General features: G+C 64.1%; 12 protein-coding genes and 1 pseudogene. 8 read left to right on the top strand and 5 right to left on the bottom strand.

Annotation, left to right across the window (positions count from 1 at the left end):
- Positions 1 to 419: 419 nt before the first annotated feature.
- Complete coding sequence (locus FB389_RS07590; RefSeq protein WP_142112433.1) at positions 420 to 626, top strand: hypothetical protein; 207 nt, start codon at positions 420 to 422, stop codon at positions 624 to 626.
- 37 nt (positions 627 to 663) lie between these two features.
- On the opposite strand, the pseudogene FB389_RS10920 reads toward FB389_RS07590, so the two are convergent.
- Positions 664 to 942: pseudogene (locus FB389_RS10920) on the bottom strand (HNH endonuclease); the annotation flags it as partial.
- Positions 943 to 1,420: 478 nt separating this feature from the next.
- Between FB389_RS10920 and FB389_RS07585 the strand changes: the two are divergent.
- The gene (locus FB389_RS07585) at positions 1,421 to 1,627 is read left to right on the top strand and encodes a hypothetical protein (protein WP_142110820.1); all 207 of its coding nucleotides are present in this window, start codon (positions 1,421 to 1,423) and stop codon (positions 1,625 to 1,627) included.
- A 1,820-nt stretch (positions 1,628 to 3,447) separates the two neighbouring features.
- Here FB389_RS07585 and FB389_RS07580 read toward each other — a convergent pair.
- Both FB389_RS07580 and FB389_RS07575 read right to left on the bottom strand, forming a co-directional pair.
- A complete protein-coding gene (locus tag FB389_RS07580) occupies positions 3,448 to 3,735 on the bottom strand; it encodes a hypothetical protein (RefSeq protein ID WP_142112431.1) in 288 nt (95 codons plus the stop codon).
- A 43-nt stretch (positions 3,736 to 3,778) separates the two neighbouring features.
- Positions 3,779 to 4,126: a sterol carrier family protein gene (locus FB389_RS07575; protein ID WP_142112429.1), complete on the bottom strand. Its 348-nt coding sequence runs from the start codon at positions 4,124 to 4,126 to the stop codon at positions 3,779 to 3,781.
- A gap of 465 nt (positions 4,127 to 4,591) precedes the next feature.
- On the opposite strand from FB389_RS07575, the gene FB389_RS07570 reads away from it, so the two are divergent.
- The 3 genes from FB389_RS07570 to FB389_RS07560 all read left to right on the top strand — a co-directional run bounded on the left by FB389_RS07570 (position 4,592) and on the right by FB389_RS07560 (position 7,512).
- Positions 4,592 to 5,422 (top strand): sulfurtransferase, encoded by an 831-nt coding sequence (locus FB389_RS07570; RefSeq protein ID WP_142112427.1) that lies wholly within the window; start codon positions 4,592 to 4,594, stop codon positions 5,420 to 5,422.
- A gap of 99 nt (positions 5,423 to 5,521) precedes the next feature.
- On the top strand, positions 5,522 to 6,535 hold the full coding sequence (locus FB389_RS07565) for an ABC transporter ATP-binding protein (protein WP_142112425.1): 1,014 nt from the start codon (positions 5,522 to 5,524) through the stop codon (positions 6,533 to 6,535).
- A complete protein-coding gene (locus FB389_RS07560) occupies positions 6,532 to 7,512 on the top strand; it encodes an ABC transporter permease subunit (protein WP_142112424.1) in 981 nt (326 codons plus the stop codon). The genes FB389_RS07565 and FB389_RS07560 overlap by 4 nt, the downstream gene beginning before the upstream one ends.
- Before the next feature lie 41 nt (positions 7,513 to 7,553).
- Here the strand turns inward: FB389_RS07560 and FB389_RS07555 are convergent, their stop codons facing one another.
- Both FB389_RS07555 and purL read right to left on the bottom strand, forming a co-directional pair.
- Positions 7,554 to 8,186 (bottom strand): hypothetical protein, encoded by a 633-nt coding sequence (locus tag FB389_RS07555; RefSeq protein WP_142112422.1) that lies wholly within the window; start codon positions 8,184 to 8,186, stop codon positions 7,554 to 7,556.
- 205 nt (positions 8,187 to 8,391) lie between these two features.
- Complete coding sequence (gene purL, locus FB389_RS07550; RefSeq protein WP_142112420.1) at positions 8,392 to 10,734, bottom strand: phosphoribosylformylglycinamidine synthase subunit PurL; 2,343 nt, start codon at positions 10,732 to 10,734, stop codon at positions 8,392 to 8,394.
- Between the two features lie 175 nt (positions 10,735 to 10,909).
- Between purL and FB389_RS07545 the strand changes: the two genes are divergently transcribed.
- The 3 genes from FB389_RS07545 to FB389_RS07535 all read left to right on the top strand — a co-directional run bounded on the left by FB389_RS07545 (position 10,910) and on the right by FB389_RS07535 (position 13,381).
- Positions 10,910 to 11,608 carry a TetR/AcrR family transcriptional regulator gene (locus FB389_RS07545; RefSeq protein ID WP_142112418.1) on the top strand — a complete coding sequence of 233 codons (699 nt, stop codon included), beginning with the start codon at positions 10,910 to 10,912 and terminating at the stop codon, positions 11,606 to 11,608.
- Positions 11,609 to 11,729: 121 nt separating this feature from the next.
- Positions 11,730 to 12,161 carry a rhodanese-like domain-containing protein gene (locus FB389_RS07540; protein WP_246043581.1) on the top strand — a complete coding sequence of 144 codons (432 nt, stop codon included), beginning with the start codon at positions 11,730 to 11,732 and terminating at the stop codon, positions 12,159 to 12,161.
- Positions 12,158 to 13,381, top strand: coding sequence for an O-succinylhomoserine sulfhydrylase (locus tag FB389_RS07535; RefSeq protein ID WP_425467271.1), 1,224 nt, complete (start codon positions 12,158 to 12,160; stop codon positions 13,379 to 13,381). The genes FB389_RS07540 and FB389_RS07535 overlap by 4 nt, the downstream gene beginning before the upstream one ends.
- The last annotated feature ends 10 nt before the right edge of the window (positions 13,382 to 13,391 follow it).

The raw sequence follows: 13,391 nt of genomic DNA, 5'->3' as shown, positions 1-13,391 counted from the left end.
GTCAGTTCCGGTGACTTGACCAGCACAAGTACCCGGCGGCCCTTGCGCCTGGGGCTCTACCGGCGACCTCGACCGCGCCTGCGGGTGAGACCTCAACCTCGGCCCCGACCTCGACCTTGATCTTGACCGCGGGTCGACCGTCGGCTGCGATGCCGGCTCGACCGGTGACTGCGCATACGACTGCGGTAATAGTGGCGATCCCGTCTGCCACTGTGATCCCGGCTCGACCGGTGACTGCGCATACGACTGCGGTGAGCCCGGCTCCACGGATGGTATCTGTATTTGCGCGTGTGCTTGTGGCCGTGTTCGCGCCAGTGCCCGTGACTGCGCCCTTGGCGATACTCGCACCTGCGCGTCCTGCGTCGATGCCCGCGCCCCCCACGCTTCTGGCGCCTGCGCCCGTAACCCCGGCGAGCCCGATGATCCCCACGCTTCTGGTGCCTGCACCCGTAACCCCGGCGATCCCGGTGAGCCCGATGATCCCCACGATCCTGGTGCCTGCGCCCGTAATCCCGGCGATACCGGTGGCCGCGGTGGTCTTGCTGGTCCGGGTTGTTGGGGTGGGCGTGGTGGGTAGTTACCACCTGCGGGAGACCGCGGGTGGAAAGAGCGTATCGCGTGCGTGATCACGGGGCGTCCTTGAACCATGGTGATGGCCCAATACCCATTCTCGATCGTGCGGTGGTGCGACCAACACAAAAGCACACCGTTATCGACCACGGTCTTACCACCCAACGCCCACGCAGTCACGTGATGGGCCTCACAAGCCAGAGCCGGGATAGTGCAATGCGGAATCACACACGTATTACCATCACGAGCCGCGATCGCTCTTCGCTGATGAGCAGAAAAAACCCGCGAGGGGGTCTCTAAAACCACAACCCGCCCACCAGGCTCCGTCCACACACGCTGAATACCACCATTACAAGCCCACTGCTCAATCATCGAGCGAGGAACAGACTCATCCCCAATCAAACCCGCCGGCGCCAACACGTCACTACCCCGGTCAGCCGCAATCGTCACCAACACAGGCACAACCCCACCAAACCTGCCCGACCCCACCGAGCGTGGTCCGCCCTCAGACCACTGACCCGACCCCACCGAGTGCGGTCCACCCTCAGACTGTTGACCCGACCCCACCGAGCTTGACAGGTCCTGGGGTTGTTGACCCGACCCCACCGAGCTTGACAGGTCCTGGGGTTGTTGGCCCGACTCGTCAACACACCCAAGCACTGTTGCCGGGCGTGATAGGTCCTCGAGTTGGTGGGCCGCCAGACACTGCGTCACAAGAGCAGCAAACAAATCCGCACCAATTTGGCGAAGCGTCCTACGATCATCACGCGCCCGCACAACATCACCACCCACCACCACCCCCACACCAGACGCACCACCCGCCGTAGACACACCAGCCGCACCACCCGCAGTGGACGCCGTGGACGCGGTGGACGCGGTAGACGCGGTGGACGCGGTGGCCGTACCGCCCGCGGTGGTCGTACCGCCAGCGGTGGCCGTACCGCCCGCGGTGGTCGTACCGCCAGCGGTGGCCGTACCGCCCGCGGTGGTCGCGTCGCCCGCGGTGGCCGTCAGCCCGCCCGTGCTGGTCGTGTTGGTGGGGGTGGGTGGTTCTTGAGGGCCTGTTTCGCGTGTAGTAACCAGACGGGCTCTTTGCGCATCCATCATCGCGTGGAAACGAGCAGCAACATCCGAAGGCACCCCACCACGAACAGCATGCAACCCCCCAACAGCACGCGTCGAAACCCACAACTGCCGATTCTTATGCGCTACATCCCCACGCGGCTCAACACCATCAGGATCAATCCGGTCTTTCCACACCCTAGCCGCACGAGCAACAAGATCACACGAATACGCCACACCAGCACCCGGACCATCCTGAATACCACCAGTAGCCATATCAACCAAACCACGCTGCGCAGCCACAAAACTACCCTCATCAGCCCGACCCCACGCATCCGACAAACCCACCACAATCGCATTCGCAGTCTCTAAACCAACCCCACCCCGACCCACCACACCAGCCACAACACTAAACCGCGGCTCCAACACCTCACCGGTAAGCATCACCCGATCCGCCGTAGCCCCCGCAACACCAACCAACATCCGAGCACACCGCGCACTAACACCAGTCACACCCTCAACCAACGACACCGCATTCCTATACCCATGCCGAACCGCCACATCCTGATCACCATCACCAACCCCACACCGGCCAACAATCTGACCAACCAACCCCACCGCCTCACACTCCAACACCCGAATACGCTCATACACCCCCGCCAACCGCCCCACCAACACATCACCAACATCAACACCAACACCAACGGCATCGGCAGTGGAGGCGGCAACGTCGGCGGCAACGTCGGCGACAGCAGCAGTGGAGGCTTTGACGGCAGCAGCCGTGGCGGCAGCGGCAGAGGCAGAGGCGGCAGAGGCAGAGGCGGTGGGGGCGTCAACGGCAGCGGATGCGGCAGCGCCAGCCGTGGCGGCAGCGGCAGAGGCAGAGGCGGCAGAGGCAGAGGCGGTGGGGGCGTCAACGGCAGCGGATGCGGCAGCGCCAGCCGTGGCGCTAGCGCCACCGCCCGCAGGAACGCCAGCGCTCTTGCGGGCTCGCACGCCGCCAGCACCCGCGCGGTCACCCCCGCCGGGCGCGACCGCGCGGGCCGAGGGTACGTCGGCCCTTGTTACAACATTCTCCCCATCCATGAAACAAGTGTTGCATGAGCCTGTGACATTGTCGCGCCCAAAGCCCAACCAAACCAGCCCACCCCACGACCAATCGCCACCGCGACCAGCACTTTCAGACCCAACAAATTCACCACAAAACACACGCCACGACACCCCGAGACGACGCCACAGCACACAGCCGCCCCCGTCAGAGCACAGCCGCCCCACCAGCACCCAGCCGCCCAGCCGCCCCAGTCGCCCATGTGCCCAGCGCACAGCTGCCCCAGTCGCCCATGTGCCCAGCGCACAGCTGCCCCAGTCGCCCATGTGCCCAGCGCACAGCTGCCCCAGTCGCCCATGTGCCCAGCGCACAGCTGCCCCAGTCGCCCATGTGCCCACGCGCACAGCCGCCACAGTCGCCCATGTGCCCAGCGCACAGCCGCCAACGCGCCCGTGGCCAGTGCCCCGCATGGAGAACCCCCACTGCGTCGCACCCCTGCACCGTGGGGCCAAACAGGATGCCGACCAACGTCGTGGCGCCAGCGGGGACCCAACAAAGAACCGAACGCAGAACCGAACGCAGAACCGAACGAAGAACCGAACAAAGAACCGAACCCGTGACCGAACCGCCAGGGCGAGCACCAGACATCAGACGGGCCGGGCCGCACCAAGCGCCCCTCGCACTCGTTTCGGCACGCAAAGAACCCGCGCAAATCATCCCCGACATGCCCGCTTCATCGCGCGTAACTTCACAGCGGGGGTGACACCCTAAGACCTACCGTCCCAATAAAGGGCGATGCCGGCCGCCACCAAGGCACCCACCGCGGCAAGCCCTGCCGCGCAGAATAAGGCGATAGCGCCAGCATTCTGCGAATGCCCCGTGGCCAGCCCCGCGATGAGCGACGCGAGCGCACCCAGAACCGCCCCCACAACCGCTCCACAGGCCACAAACCTGCCAAACCTGGGGGCCCGTCGCGGCGTAACGACCTGCGGTTCGTCGGATTCCGATGGCGGGACGTGGCCCTGCGGGTCGCGTGCATCGTTACTAGTGCTCATGGCCAACAATCGTAGTTGGATGATTTCTACCGACGAGGCCCCCTCACACCGGCAGCACGTCCTCCAGCGAGGCACGCGTTCCGGATGCGCGTACCCTTCCTGCACCGTAGGCGGCGGACCAGGTGGTCGCACCCGTCGCCAACTCGAGCCACACCTGCGCGTCCATCTCCACGACATTGGGAGGCGTTCCGCGAGTATGCCGGGGCCCTGGAATGCACTGCACGGCAGCATAGGGAGGCACCCTCACCTCGACGCTGTTGCCCGGCACGCGCCGGGCAAGTTCCTCGAGCGTATAGCGCACCGCAATCGTCATTGTCGCTCGTGAGGAATCGCCGTCTCGCCACCGAGCAACGGCGGCGATCCCCCGCTCAGGCTCTATCGTCTTCCGCACACCTCACACCCTGTCCACATGGCGAGACAAATTGCGTACAAATCGCATCCTCCCGCGCCGAGAATGCCACATTCCCGCCGCTCATCTCACAGATTGATATGGGGGATGGACAGTCGCGGTCACCGCCTCTATCCTACTTACATGGCAAACGCACGCACACAGTCCGGTACCCGCTCGGTATCCCTGTCTTTCGTCCGCGTTTCCCCCTGTTGTCGAATGTCCCGAATGTGCATGCCCATGGACGACTGCTGTCGTCCCTGTCCAGCCGCGTGATAGCCGATCATCTCCGCTTATTCCAGCGAGACAACTGATCGACCAACCTGCGCTGGCAGCAACCGCACCGCGCAGGTATTTCTTTGCCCGGATCCCATCCGTGGCACCACATTCCCGTTCGGCCGCGAGCGTGCATCGCACCATCCGGCCCGCCCACTGGGGCACCCAGACTTTCGCAAAAGGACATCCGCCATGACGCATCTCATTACCCCCGCCCAGCTCAAGCGCCTCATCTCCCGCGGCAAGGCGCCGCGCATTCTCGACGTTCGCTGGCGCCCGATCGCCCCGAACGGCCAGGCCGACTATGTTTCCGGCCACCTGCCGGAGGCCGTATACGTCGACCTCGAAACCGAACTCGCGTTCCGGGGCGCCCGCAGCGAGGGACGTCACCCCCTTCCGCCGCTCGACCTGCTGCAATCGGCCGTGCGCCGGTGGGGAATCAGCGATGAGGACGAGGTCGTCGTCTACGACGACAACTCCTCAATCTCCGCCGCCCGCGCCTGGTGGGTGCTGCGACACGCAGGCCTCAAGAAGGTCCGCATTCTGGACGGCGCGCTCGCCGGCTGGCGCGCCGCGGGCGGCAAGCTGGAGGCTGGGACCCCGTTCGTGCGGCCCGGAACCGCAACGTTGAGATACGGTCACCTCGACGCACTCGAAACGGACGAGATTCCGGCGGTGGCAGCGCGCAGGGCGCTCCTCGACGCACGTGCCACAGAACACTTCCACGGCATTGCGGACATAGGTGAGCCGCGCGGCGGGCACATACCCGGCGCGCTGAGCGTGCCCACCACGTTCAACATCAACGAAGACGGAACCCTCAAGGACGCCGATCAGCTTCGCACCCGCTTCAGCGCGCTGGGACTCGACCCCTCGACCCCGGTCGCGGTCTACTGCACATCGGGAATCGCCGCCGCCCACGAGGTCCTGGCATTGACCATTGCCGGATACCGCGCGGCTCTATACCCCGGCTCGTGGTCAGCCTGGGTCAACACCCCGATCAGGGAGTTCCTGGCGACTGCCTAAACCCAGCGCCGCCAGACGGCACAGCGCGCCCCCATGTATCGTGTTCACGGGAACCTGGAACCAAAGGTCCATCATCACGACGCAAGGGGGCGCGTCCCTATGTCCACATTCGACCATTGCGCGGTTGTCACCCGCGGATTGCGCAAGACATATCGCACCTTCACCGGTCGCAAGGTCATTGCGGTCAATAACCTCGATCTGGACGTTCCTGCGCACGGGGTGCATGGATTCCTAGGCCCAAACGGCTCCGGGAAGACCACCACGATCCGCATGCTCCTCGGGCTGATTAGAGCGGATTCCGGGACCATGGAGATACTTGGCCGAGCCGTGCCGAAGCACCTGGCCCAGGTCACCCCGGCAATTGGGGCGATCGTCGAACAGCCGAAGTTCTATCCGCATTTCTCGGGATACGAAAACCTGCGGCAGCTCTCGATCGCGATCGGGGTCCCAGCCGCGCGGGTCCATGAAGTCATAGACTCGGTCGGACTTACCGGGCGCGCAAAGAACCGCTACGCGGGATACTCGTTGGGAATGAAGCAAAGACTCGCAGTTGCGGCAACGCTCCTCAAGGACCCGGATCTGCTGATCTTCGATGAGCCGACCAACGGCCTCGACCCCGCGGGAATTCGCGAAATTCGCGGAACGATGCGCTCGCTGGCCGATGCCGGCAAGACGGTGATCGTCTCCAGCCACATTCTGTCCGAGGTCGAATTGGTTGCGGACACCGTTTCGATCATCGGTTCGGGCTCCGTCGTGGCGCAGGGACGAGTCACGGACCTCCTGGCGGCCCGCGGTTCCAATACCGTGAAGGTGACGTTGCGACCAACCGAGATTGCGGCGGGGCTCATCGCGCTACAGATGGCGGGATACCAGGTACGTCCCACCGCCGGAGAACTGCACGTGACGGGCGCCGCCGACCCCGCACGCGTCAACGAGACGCTGGCCCGCAATGGCCTCTTCGCCTCGGGCCTAACCAGCGAGGGGAACACCCTGGAGGCCCTGTTCCTGGAACTCACCGCAGGTGAGGTGCCGGGGGGAGGCGCAGCCGCCGCTGTCCCCAGCTCGACGAATGATCGATCCATCGTGGCAACTGCTGGGGAGGCTGCAAAATGATCCGCTTGGTGACGGCGGAGTTACGCCGGTTCTCTCACCGCTGGCTCATCCTGGCGGGACTGGCCATCCTGGTATTGAGCCAAGCACTGATCTTTGCGAATGTGTTCTCGTCTACCGCACCCCCGTCGGCAGCCCAGGTCGCGAACGCCCAAGCCCAACTCGACGACATCAATCGGTTGGACGCGGAATACTACGGGCCGGATGGGCAATGCATGAAGGAACAAGAGGCGGCGGGCCCGGATGCTGATTTCGGCTGCGATGATCAGGGCGTAGCGCTGACAATCGACGATTTCCTGAAGCACGCCGCCACGTATGCGGATGTGGCAACCCCCTCGATGGTCTTTTCAGCGATCACGCTTCTCATAGCCGCACTGATCATTTCGATCAGCTTCATGACGGCGGACCTGTCTTCCGGTGCCATGAGTAATTGGTTGACGTTCGAACCGCGGCGCATGCGCGTCTATTCAAGCAAGTTGACGGCCCTTCTACTGGCACTCGTCGCGGCCGGAATCGTCGTAGTCGGCTCGAACCTCGGGATCGTGTACGCGATCGCACGGTACAACGGCGCATTGGAAGCCAACGCTTCCACGCTGGCAAACGACGCCCTCAAAACCGGCTTGCGGGCGCTCGTCCTCCTGGTGCTCTTTGTGCTGATCGGGTACGGGATCGCAACCCTCGCGCGTCACGCGGCGATCGCGATGGGCGCCGTGCTGATGTGGACGGTGGCAGACCTCTACGCGACGCACGCCATCCGGAGCGGCTGGCGATTCGCCACCACGCCAAGGCTCTATGCGTGGCTCAACGGCAAATGGGAGTTTGAAGCCTACGAGGTGTGCACGAACTTTGATGCGATGAACGGATGCACCCCGAAGCTGTACCACGTCTACCAGGGCGAGTCGTTGATCTACCTAGCAGTTCTTGCCGTGGTTGTCGCGGTCGCCGGTGCCATAGTGTTCCAACGCCGGGATGCCGCCTAGAGGTCCGCGCCGACCCGCATCCGCCGCGCCGTGACGGGAAGTCAGTTGCTTGCGCGGAGCAACTGGGGATCCCACATCATCGCCTCGCCCACCGGCCGGAAGTGCGATTGGGTTCCGACTCCCTCGATGTCGCCGCGCAGCGTCCTGCCGCGCGCCACTTCCAGCGCCTCGGTGCGCCCCACCATCTTCTTGAGGACGTAAACGGTCAGCGCGGTTCCGTCGTCCGTGCCGTCGAATGCTGCCGCTACCGTCTCATTGATGCTGGCAAGTGCGCTGTCGCGTGCGGCCGCGTGCAGTCCGTTGAGGCCGTCGGTCGAATTGCGCAGGATCGTCCACATCGACTCTCCGGAATCGAAACCGAAGGCGGACAGAAATGGCACCGAAGCCCCGATACCACGCCCCGTCACTTCTACGCGAATGTCGATGCGCACGTCAGCGATGCGGATGGTGCGCAGCACCGCGCGCAAAAATGGGTCCAGTTCGACCGTTGCCGCCACCCGGATGAGCCCCCGTTCCTGCAGGCCGTGCAGGCCCTCCGCGCGAAACGATTCGAGCACGCTGGAAACGAACGAGAACCGGACGTCTTCGGCCAGGATCGGGGGCAACTGCTCTGATGCCTCAACGATCTCGAGAAAAGCCGAGAAGAGTTCCGCCGTCGATAACGTTATTGGCATCTCTGCGCACCTCCAGTGTCGACCGCCTTGATGAACCAGAGTATCGGCAGCGTACGACAAAGCCCTTCAGCATCGTTCAATACTTGAACGCGAGATTTGCCCGCAGCCCGCACGACCCGCAGTCACCGCGGCCCTCGACTTCAGTCGAGACTGGCGGCGCGCAATCCGCACGCCGGCGCGGGGAAAACGCCCGCTTCGCGACCTTCTACGCGAACAACGACGGCAAGGTCTGCTCAAAGCGCGAGCGGGCCTCGTCCAAACCTATGATGAACTGCCCGACCACCTCAATCGACGCATCCTGCTTGGCGGTGGTACGACCCAGCGCGGCGAGCGGCACCCCGACCGAAGCGGCCAACTCGATGAATGCGGCAAGGTTACGGTCGGTGACTCCCACAAGAATGCGCGCCGTCGACTCCGAAAACAGCGCCTCGAACTCGTCAACAGAGTCGCGCTCGGTCACCGGGTCCACAGAAACGCGCACCCCGAACCCGTGACGCAGGCTCGCCTCGATGAGCGCCTGGATCAGTCCGCCCTCAGACAGGTCGTGGCTGCCCGCGACCAGGCCGCGACGGCGTGCGGAAGTGAGCAAATCGGCCAGCGCTTCCTCGGCCGCGAAATCGACGATCGGAGGGACCCCGCCCAGGTGTGCGTGCGCGACCTCGGCCCACGCCGACCCGTCAAGCTCCGGCCGCGTCACGCCGAGCAGGAGGACGTTCAATCCCGCCGCGTTCCAACCCATCGGGATCGCCGTGCTCACGTCCTCCAGGAGGCCCAGCACCCCGACCACCGGCGTTGGATGAATGGACGAGTCCCGCTCCCCCGGGTCGCCCGTCGTGTTGTAAAGCGACACATTTCCGCCGGTAACGGGTACGCCCAGCTCCCGGCAGCCATCCGCCAGTCCCTCGATCGCCTCCACGAGCTGCCACATGCTGTCCGGGTGTTCCGGCGTCCCGAAGTTGAGGCAGTCGGTGATCGCGAGAGGTTCCGCGCCGACCGATGCAACGTTGCGGTATGCCTCCACGAGCGCCAACTGCGCCCCGGTACGAGGATCGAGTTTGGCGTAGCGCCCGTTCGCGTCGGTCGCCAGCGCCACCCCGAGCCCGGTGGCCTCGTCCACTCTGATAATGCCCGAATCGTCCGGCTGCGCCTGCGCCGTATTACCCTGCACAAAGCGGTCGTACTGATCTGTCACCCAGGATTTGGATGCAAGGTTCGGCGACCCCAACAACTCCAGAGCGGAGGAGCGAAGCTGGTCGCCGCCCGCGGGGCGCGCAAACCGCGCCTTGCCCGCGGAAGTCGAGATCGAATCCAGGTTGAGCGCGTCCTGCCAGGCCGGGCGGGCGTAGGGGCGGTCGTAGACCGGACCCTCGTGCGCAACCGTGCGCGGATCGACGTCGACGATCCGCTCGCCGTGGTGATCAATGGTCAGCCGACCGGAGTCGTTGACCTCGCCGATGACCGACGATTCGACGTCCCATTTCTTCGTGATCTGCATGAACTGAGCGAGCTTGGCGGGGTGAACGACCGCCATCATGCGTTCCTGGGATTCGCTCATCAGGATTTCCCCGGCGTTGAGCGTGGGGTCCCGCAGCAAGACGTCGTCGAGCCAAACGTGCATACCGCCGTCGCCGTTGGAGGCCAGTTCGGAGGTTGCGCAGGAGATCCCAGCGGCGCCCAAGTCCTGGATGCCTTCAACCACGCCCGCGGCGAACAGTTCCAGGCAGCATTCGATCAGGACCTTTTCCATAAACGGGTCGCCGACCTGCACGCTGGGTCGCTTGGCCGGAACGCCATCCTCGAAGGTTTCCGACGCCAGGATGGAAGCGCCCCCGATGCCGTCGCCGCCGGTGCGGGCGCCGAACAGGATCACCTTGTTGCCGACCCCGGTCGCGCTTGCCAGGTGGATGTCCTCATGCCGCAATACGCCCAGGCACAGCGCGTTGACCAACGGATTCCCCTGGTACGACGAGTCAAATACCAACTCACCGCCTATGTTCGGCAAGCCGAGGCAGTTGCCATAACCGCCGACTCCGGACACCACGCCGTGCACCACGCGGGCGGTGTCGGGGTGGTCCACTGCGCCGAACCGCAGTTGATCCATGACCGCCACGGGCCGCGCCCCCATGGAGATGATGTCGCGCACGATGCCGCCCACTCCGGTGGCCGCCCCCTGATAGGGCTCAACGAAACTGGGGTGATTGTGGCTCTCGACTTTGAACGTCACGGCCCAGCCATCGCCGATGTCGACGACCCCGGCGTTTTCCCCGATGCCCACCAGGAGGCGGGACTTCATCTCATCGGTTGTGGCGTCGCCGAACTTACGCAGGTGAACCTTGGACGACTTATAGCTACAGTGCTCGGACCACATAACCGAGTACATTGCCAACTCGGCGGCGGTGGGCCGCCGACCCAGGAGCTCGCGAATCTGCAAGTATTCGTCCTTCTTCAGCCCCAACTCCGCGTACGGCTGCGGCTCATCCGGCGTCACGGCGGCGTTGTCTACCGTGTCCAGCGCGGGGCGGACGGCATCTTTGGCTAAGTCGCTCATTACTTCCCTCAGTTACGTTGGCGCGAAGTCGCATGCAATGCCTCCGGGGAAGGAGGCTCAAGTGGGATCGCCGGGTCTACCGCGAACCGGCACCATTCTACCTTCGTCGACCGCGCGGTCCGATTTCACTCGTTTCCCGGGGTGAATAATTTGGTCCGGGCGATTAGCATGAAATGTGCAATCATCACGGTCATCGCTAACACGGCAGCGGCTTCTAACGTCCGCGGCCGAAGTAATCGCGGAAAATGGATATGCTTCATCCGCCTTGTCAACGGTCGCCCGTCGGCTCGGTTTAACGAAAGGCGCCTTCGCCTACCATTTTCCCACCAAGAAATCGATAGCCGATGCGCTGGCCGACGCCTTTGACGTGGATTCACGCAAGGTAAAGGCGGCGGCGGACACAATTTACCCCGATCAACCCGCGCACGCATTTGTTCTCTATCTCATCGGCCTGGGGCATCACCTTGCCGCCGATCCGATCACGCGCGCATCAGCGACTTTGGCCTTCGATTTGACGTCGCCGGTAGAGAATTCAAAGGCGATCATCGCGACCTTTCGCGAACCCGTCCAGGACTACATCTCCCGAATTGGCGAGAAATACGGCACCACACCCAAACGCGGTTATGATCTGGTTTCCGAAGCCGTGACGAGCCTGCTGATCGGGCAGAATTTCGTATCGACCAGGTCGGAGCGCCCGGTCGGCGTCGAGCGTTTCCGCACTATTCGCATCATTCTTGACATGGCAGGGCTTGCGGATACGGATGAAATTGTCAAAGAGGTGGCGCAGGCCTCCGTCAAGAACCCCGATTTCAAGGCGCCGGTATACAAACGGGGAGTGTTGACGCTCGCCGATCCGGACGCGGATTCCGCCTAGCGCAACCGGGGGATCCGTTCAGCGCAAACGGGACACTCCACCCCATCCCGTCTCACATACTGAGCCGGGTTTCGCGGCCCGCTGTAAACGGCGCATCCTCGTAGCATCAGCAGTATTCGCAATGCCCGGAGGAATGATGTCCTACGCAGGTGACCTGACAACGCAAGAGGCGTGGAGTCTGCTAACAGAATCGCCCGACGCGATCTTGGTGGATGTTCGCACACCCGGCGAATGGAAGCAGATCGGTGTGCCAGACACGTCGGCCACCGGCCGCGAAGCGGGCTTCGTTCCCTGGGTCAACGACCAGGGACAACCAAACCCATCGTTCATATCCGACCTCGCGGCGCTGGGGTTGGAACCCGCAGACGGCCGCCCGGTCGTGTTCCTGTGCCGTTCCGGGCAGCGTTCTATCGGCGCGGCAAATGCCGCGACGGCAGCCGGGTTCGGCCCGGCCTATAACGTGCTTGACGGTTTTGAAGGGCCGGTCGGGCCCGACGGGCAGCGCAACGTATCCGGGTGGAAGGTCGCGAATCTTCCCTGGAAGTCGTTGTGAGCGGTTCGGGGCACAAGCCCCTTCCAGATTGGGCGCACCCCGCGACGATCGCGGTGCGCGGTGGGCACGACCGCACTCCCTTCGGCGAAACATCCGAGGGCCTGTTCTTGACCCAAGGCTACGTGTACGACCGCGCGCAGGACGCGGAGGACGCGTTCGCAGGCACGCGCGACCAGTATATGTACTCGCGCTATGCCAATCCAACGGTCCACATCTTTGAGGAACGCCTGCGGCTGCTTGAGGGGGCCGAGGCCGCCTACGCCACAACCACCGGCATGTCAGCCGTCTTCACCGCTCTCGCGGCCGTTGTGCGCTCCGGCTCCCGCATCGTTGCCGCGCGCGCGCTCTTCGGATCCACCCTGGTGCTCTTCAACGAGGTCTTTGCCGGATGGGGAGTCACCACCGACTACGTCGATGGGCACGACCTTGCGCAGTGGAGGACGGCCCTCTCGCAACCCGCGGATGTCGTGTTCTTCGAGACACCGTCGAATCCGATGCAGGACATAGTTGACGTGGCGGCGGTGTCCGCGCTGGCGCACGGCGCCGGGGCGACCGTGATTGTTGACAACGTGTTCGCGACGCCGATCCTGCAGCGTCCGCTCGAATTCGGGGTGGACGTCGTGGTCTATTCCGCGACGAAGCACATTGATGGGCAGGGACGCGTCCTTGGCGGCGCAGTTTTGGGGACGAACGAGTTCATCCACGGTCCCGTGGAAAAGTTGATCCGAAACACCGGGCCATCCTTGAGTCCCTTCAATGCCTGGGTTCTACTCAAGGGCCTTGAGACGCTATCGGTGCGCGTCAAAGCCCAAAACGACAGCGCGCTGACGGTCGCGCGCGCGCTCGAAGACAGCGGGGCGATCGCCCGAGTCCGCTATCCGTACCTGGAATCGCATCCGCAGTTCGACCTGGCTAGGTCCCAGCAGAGCGGCGGAGGCACGGTCGTCACGTTCGACATTGCGGTTCCCGACGGCACCGAGCCGCAAGCGGCCAAAGAACGCACGTTCCGATTCCTGGACGCACTGCAGATCGTCGATATCTCGAACAACCTCGGCGACGCCAAATCCCTAGTGACTCACCCCGCGACGACGACCCACGCAAAGCTCGGGGTCGCGGGTCGCGCTGCCGTGGGGATCAGCGAAACGACGGTGCGGCTCTCGGTGGGTCTGGAAGATACCGCCGACATTATCGCCGACATCACGCAGGCCCTAAGTTCCTAGCGACTCCTGG

The sequence above is a fragment of the Rarobacter incanus genome (assembly GCF_006715765.1).
Classification (GTDB): domain Bacteria; phylum Actinomycetota; class Actinomycetes; order Actinomycetales; family Cellulomonadaceae; genus Rarobacter; species Rarobacter incanus.
The sequence above is the reverse complement of the archived record's forward strand: the minus strand, read 5'-3'. Positions and strand labels throughout refer to the sequence as shown.

Bases quoted from the DNA above. Each gene is read 5' to 3' on its own strand.
- FB389_RS07590 (WP_142112433.1), top strand. From the start codon at position 420: ATGATCCCCACGCTTCTGGTGCCTGCACCCGTAACCCCGGCGATCCCG.
- FB389_RS07580 (WP_142112431.1), bottom strand. From the start codon at position 3,735: ATGAGCACTAGTAACGATGCACGCGACCCGCAGGGCCACGTCCCGCCA.
- FB389_RS07570 (WP_142112427.1), top strand. From the start codon at position 4,592: ATGACGCATCTCATTACCCCCGCCCAGCTCAAGCGCCTCATCTCCCGC.
- FB389_RS07565 (WP_142112425.1), top strand. From the start codon at position 5,522: ATGTCCACATTCGACCATTGCGCGGTTGTCACCCGCGGATTGCGCAAG.
- FB389_RS07560 (WP_142112424.1), top strand. From the start codon at position 6,532: ATGATCCGCTTGGTGACGGCGGAGTTACGCCGGTTCTCTCACCGCTGG.
- FB389_RS07555 (WP_142112422.1), bottom strand. From the start codon at position 8,186: ATGCCAATAACGTTATCGACGGCGGAACTCTTCTCGGCTTTTCTCGAG.
- purL (WP_142112420.1), bottom strand. From the start codon at position 10,734: ATGAGCGACTTAGCCAAAGATGCCGTCCGCCCCGCGCTGGACACGGTA.
- FB389_RS07540 (WP_246043581.1), top strand. From the start codon at position 11,730: ATGCCCGGAGGAATGATGTCCTACGCAGGTGACCTGACAACGCAAGAG.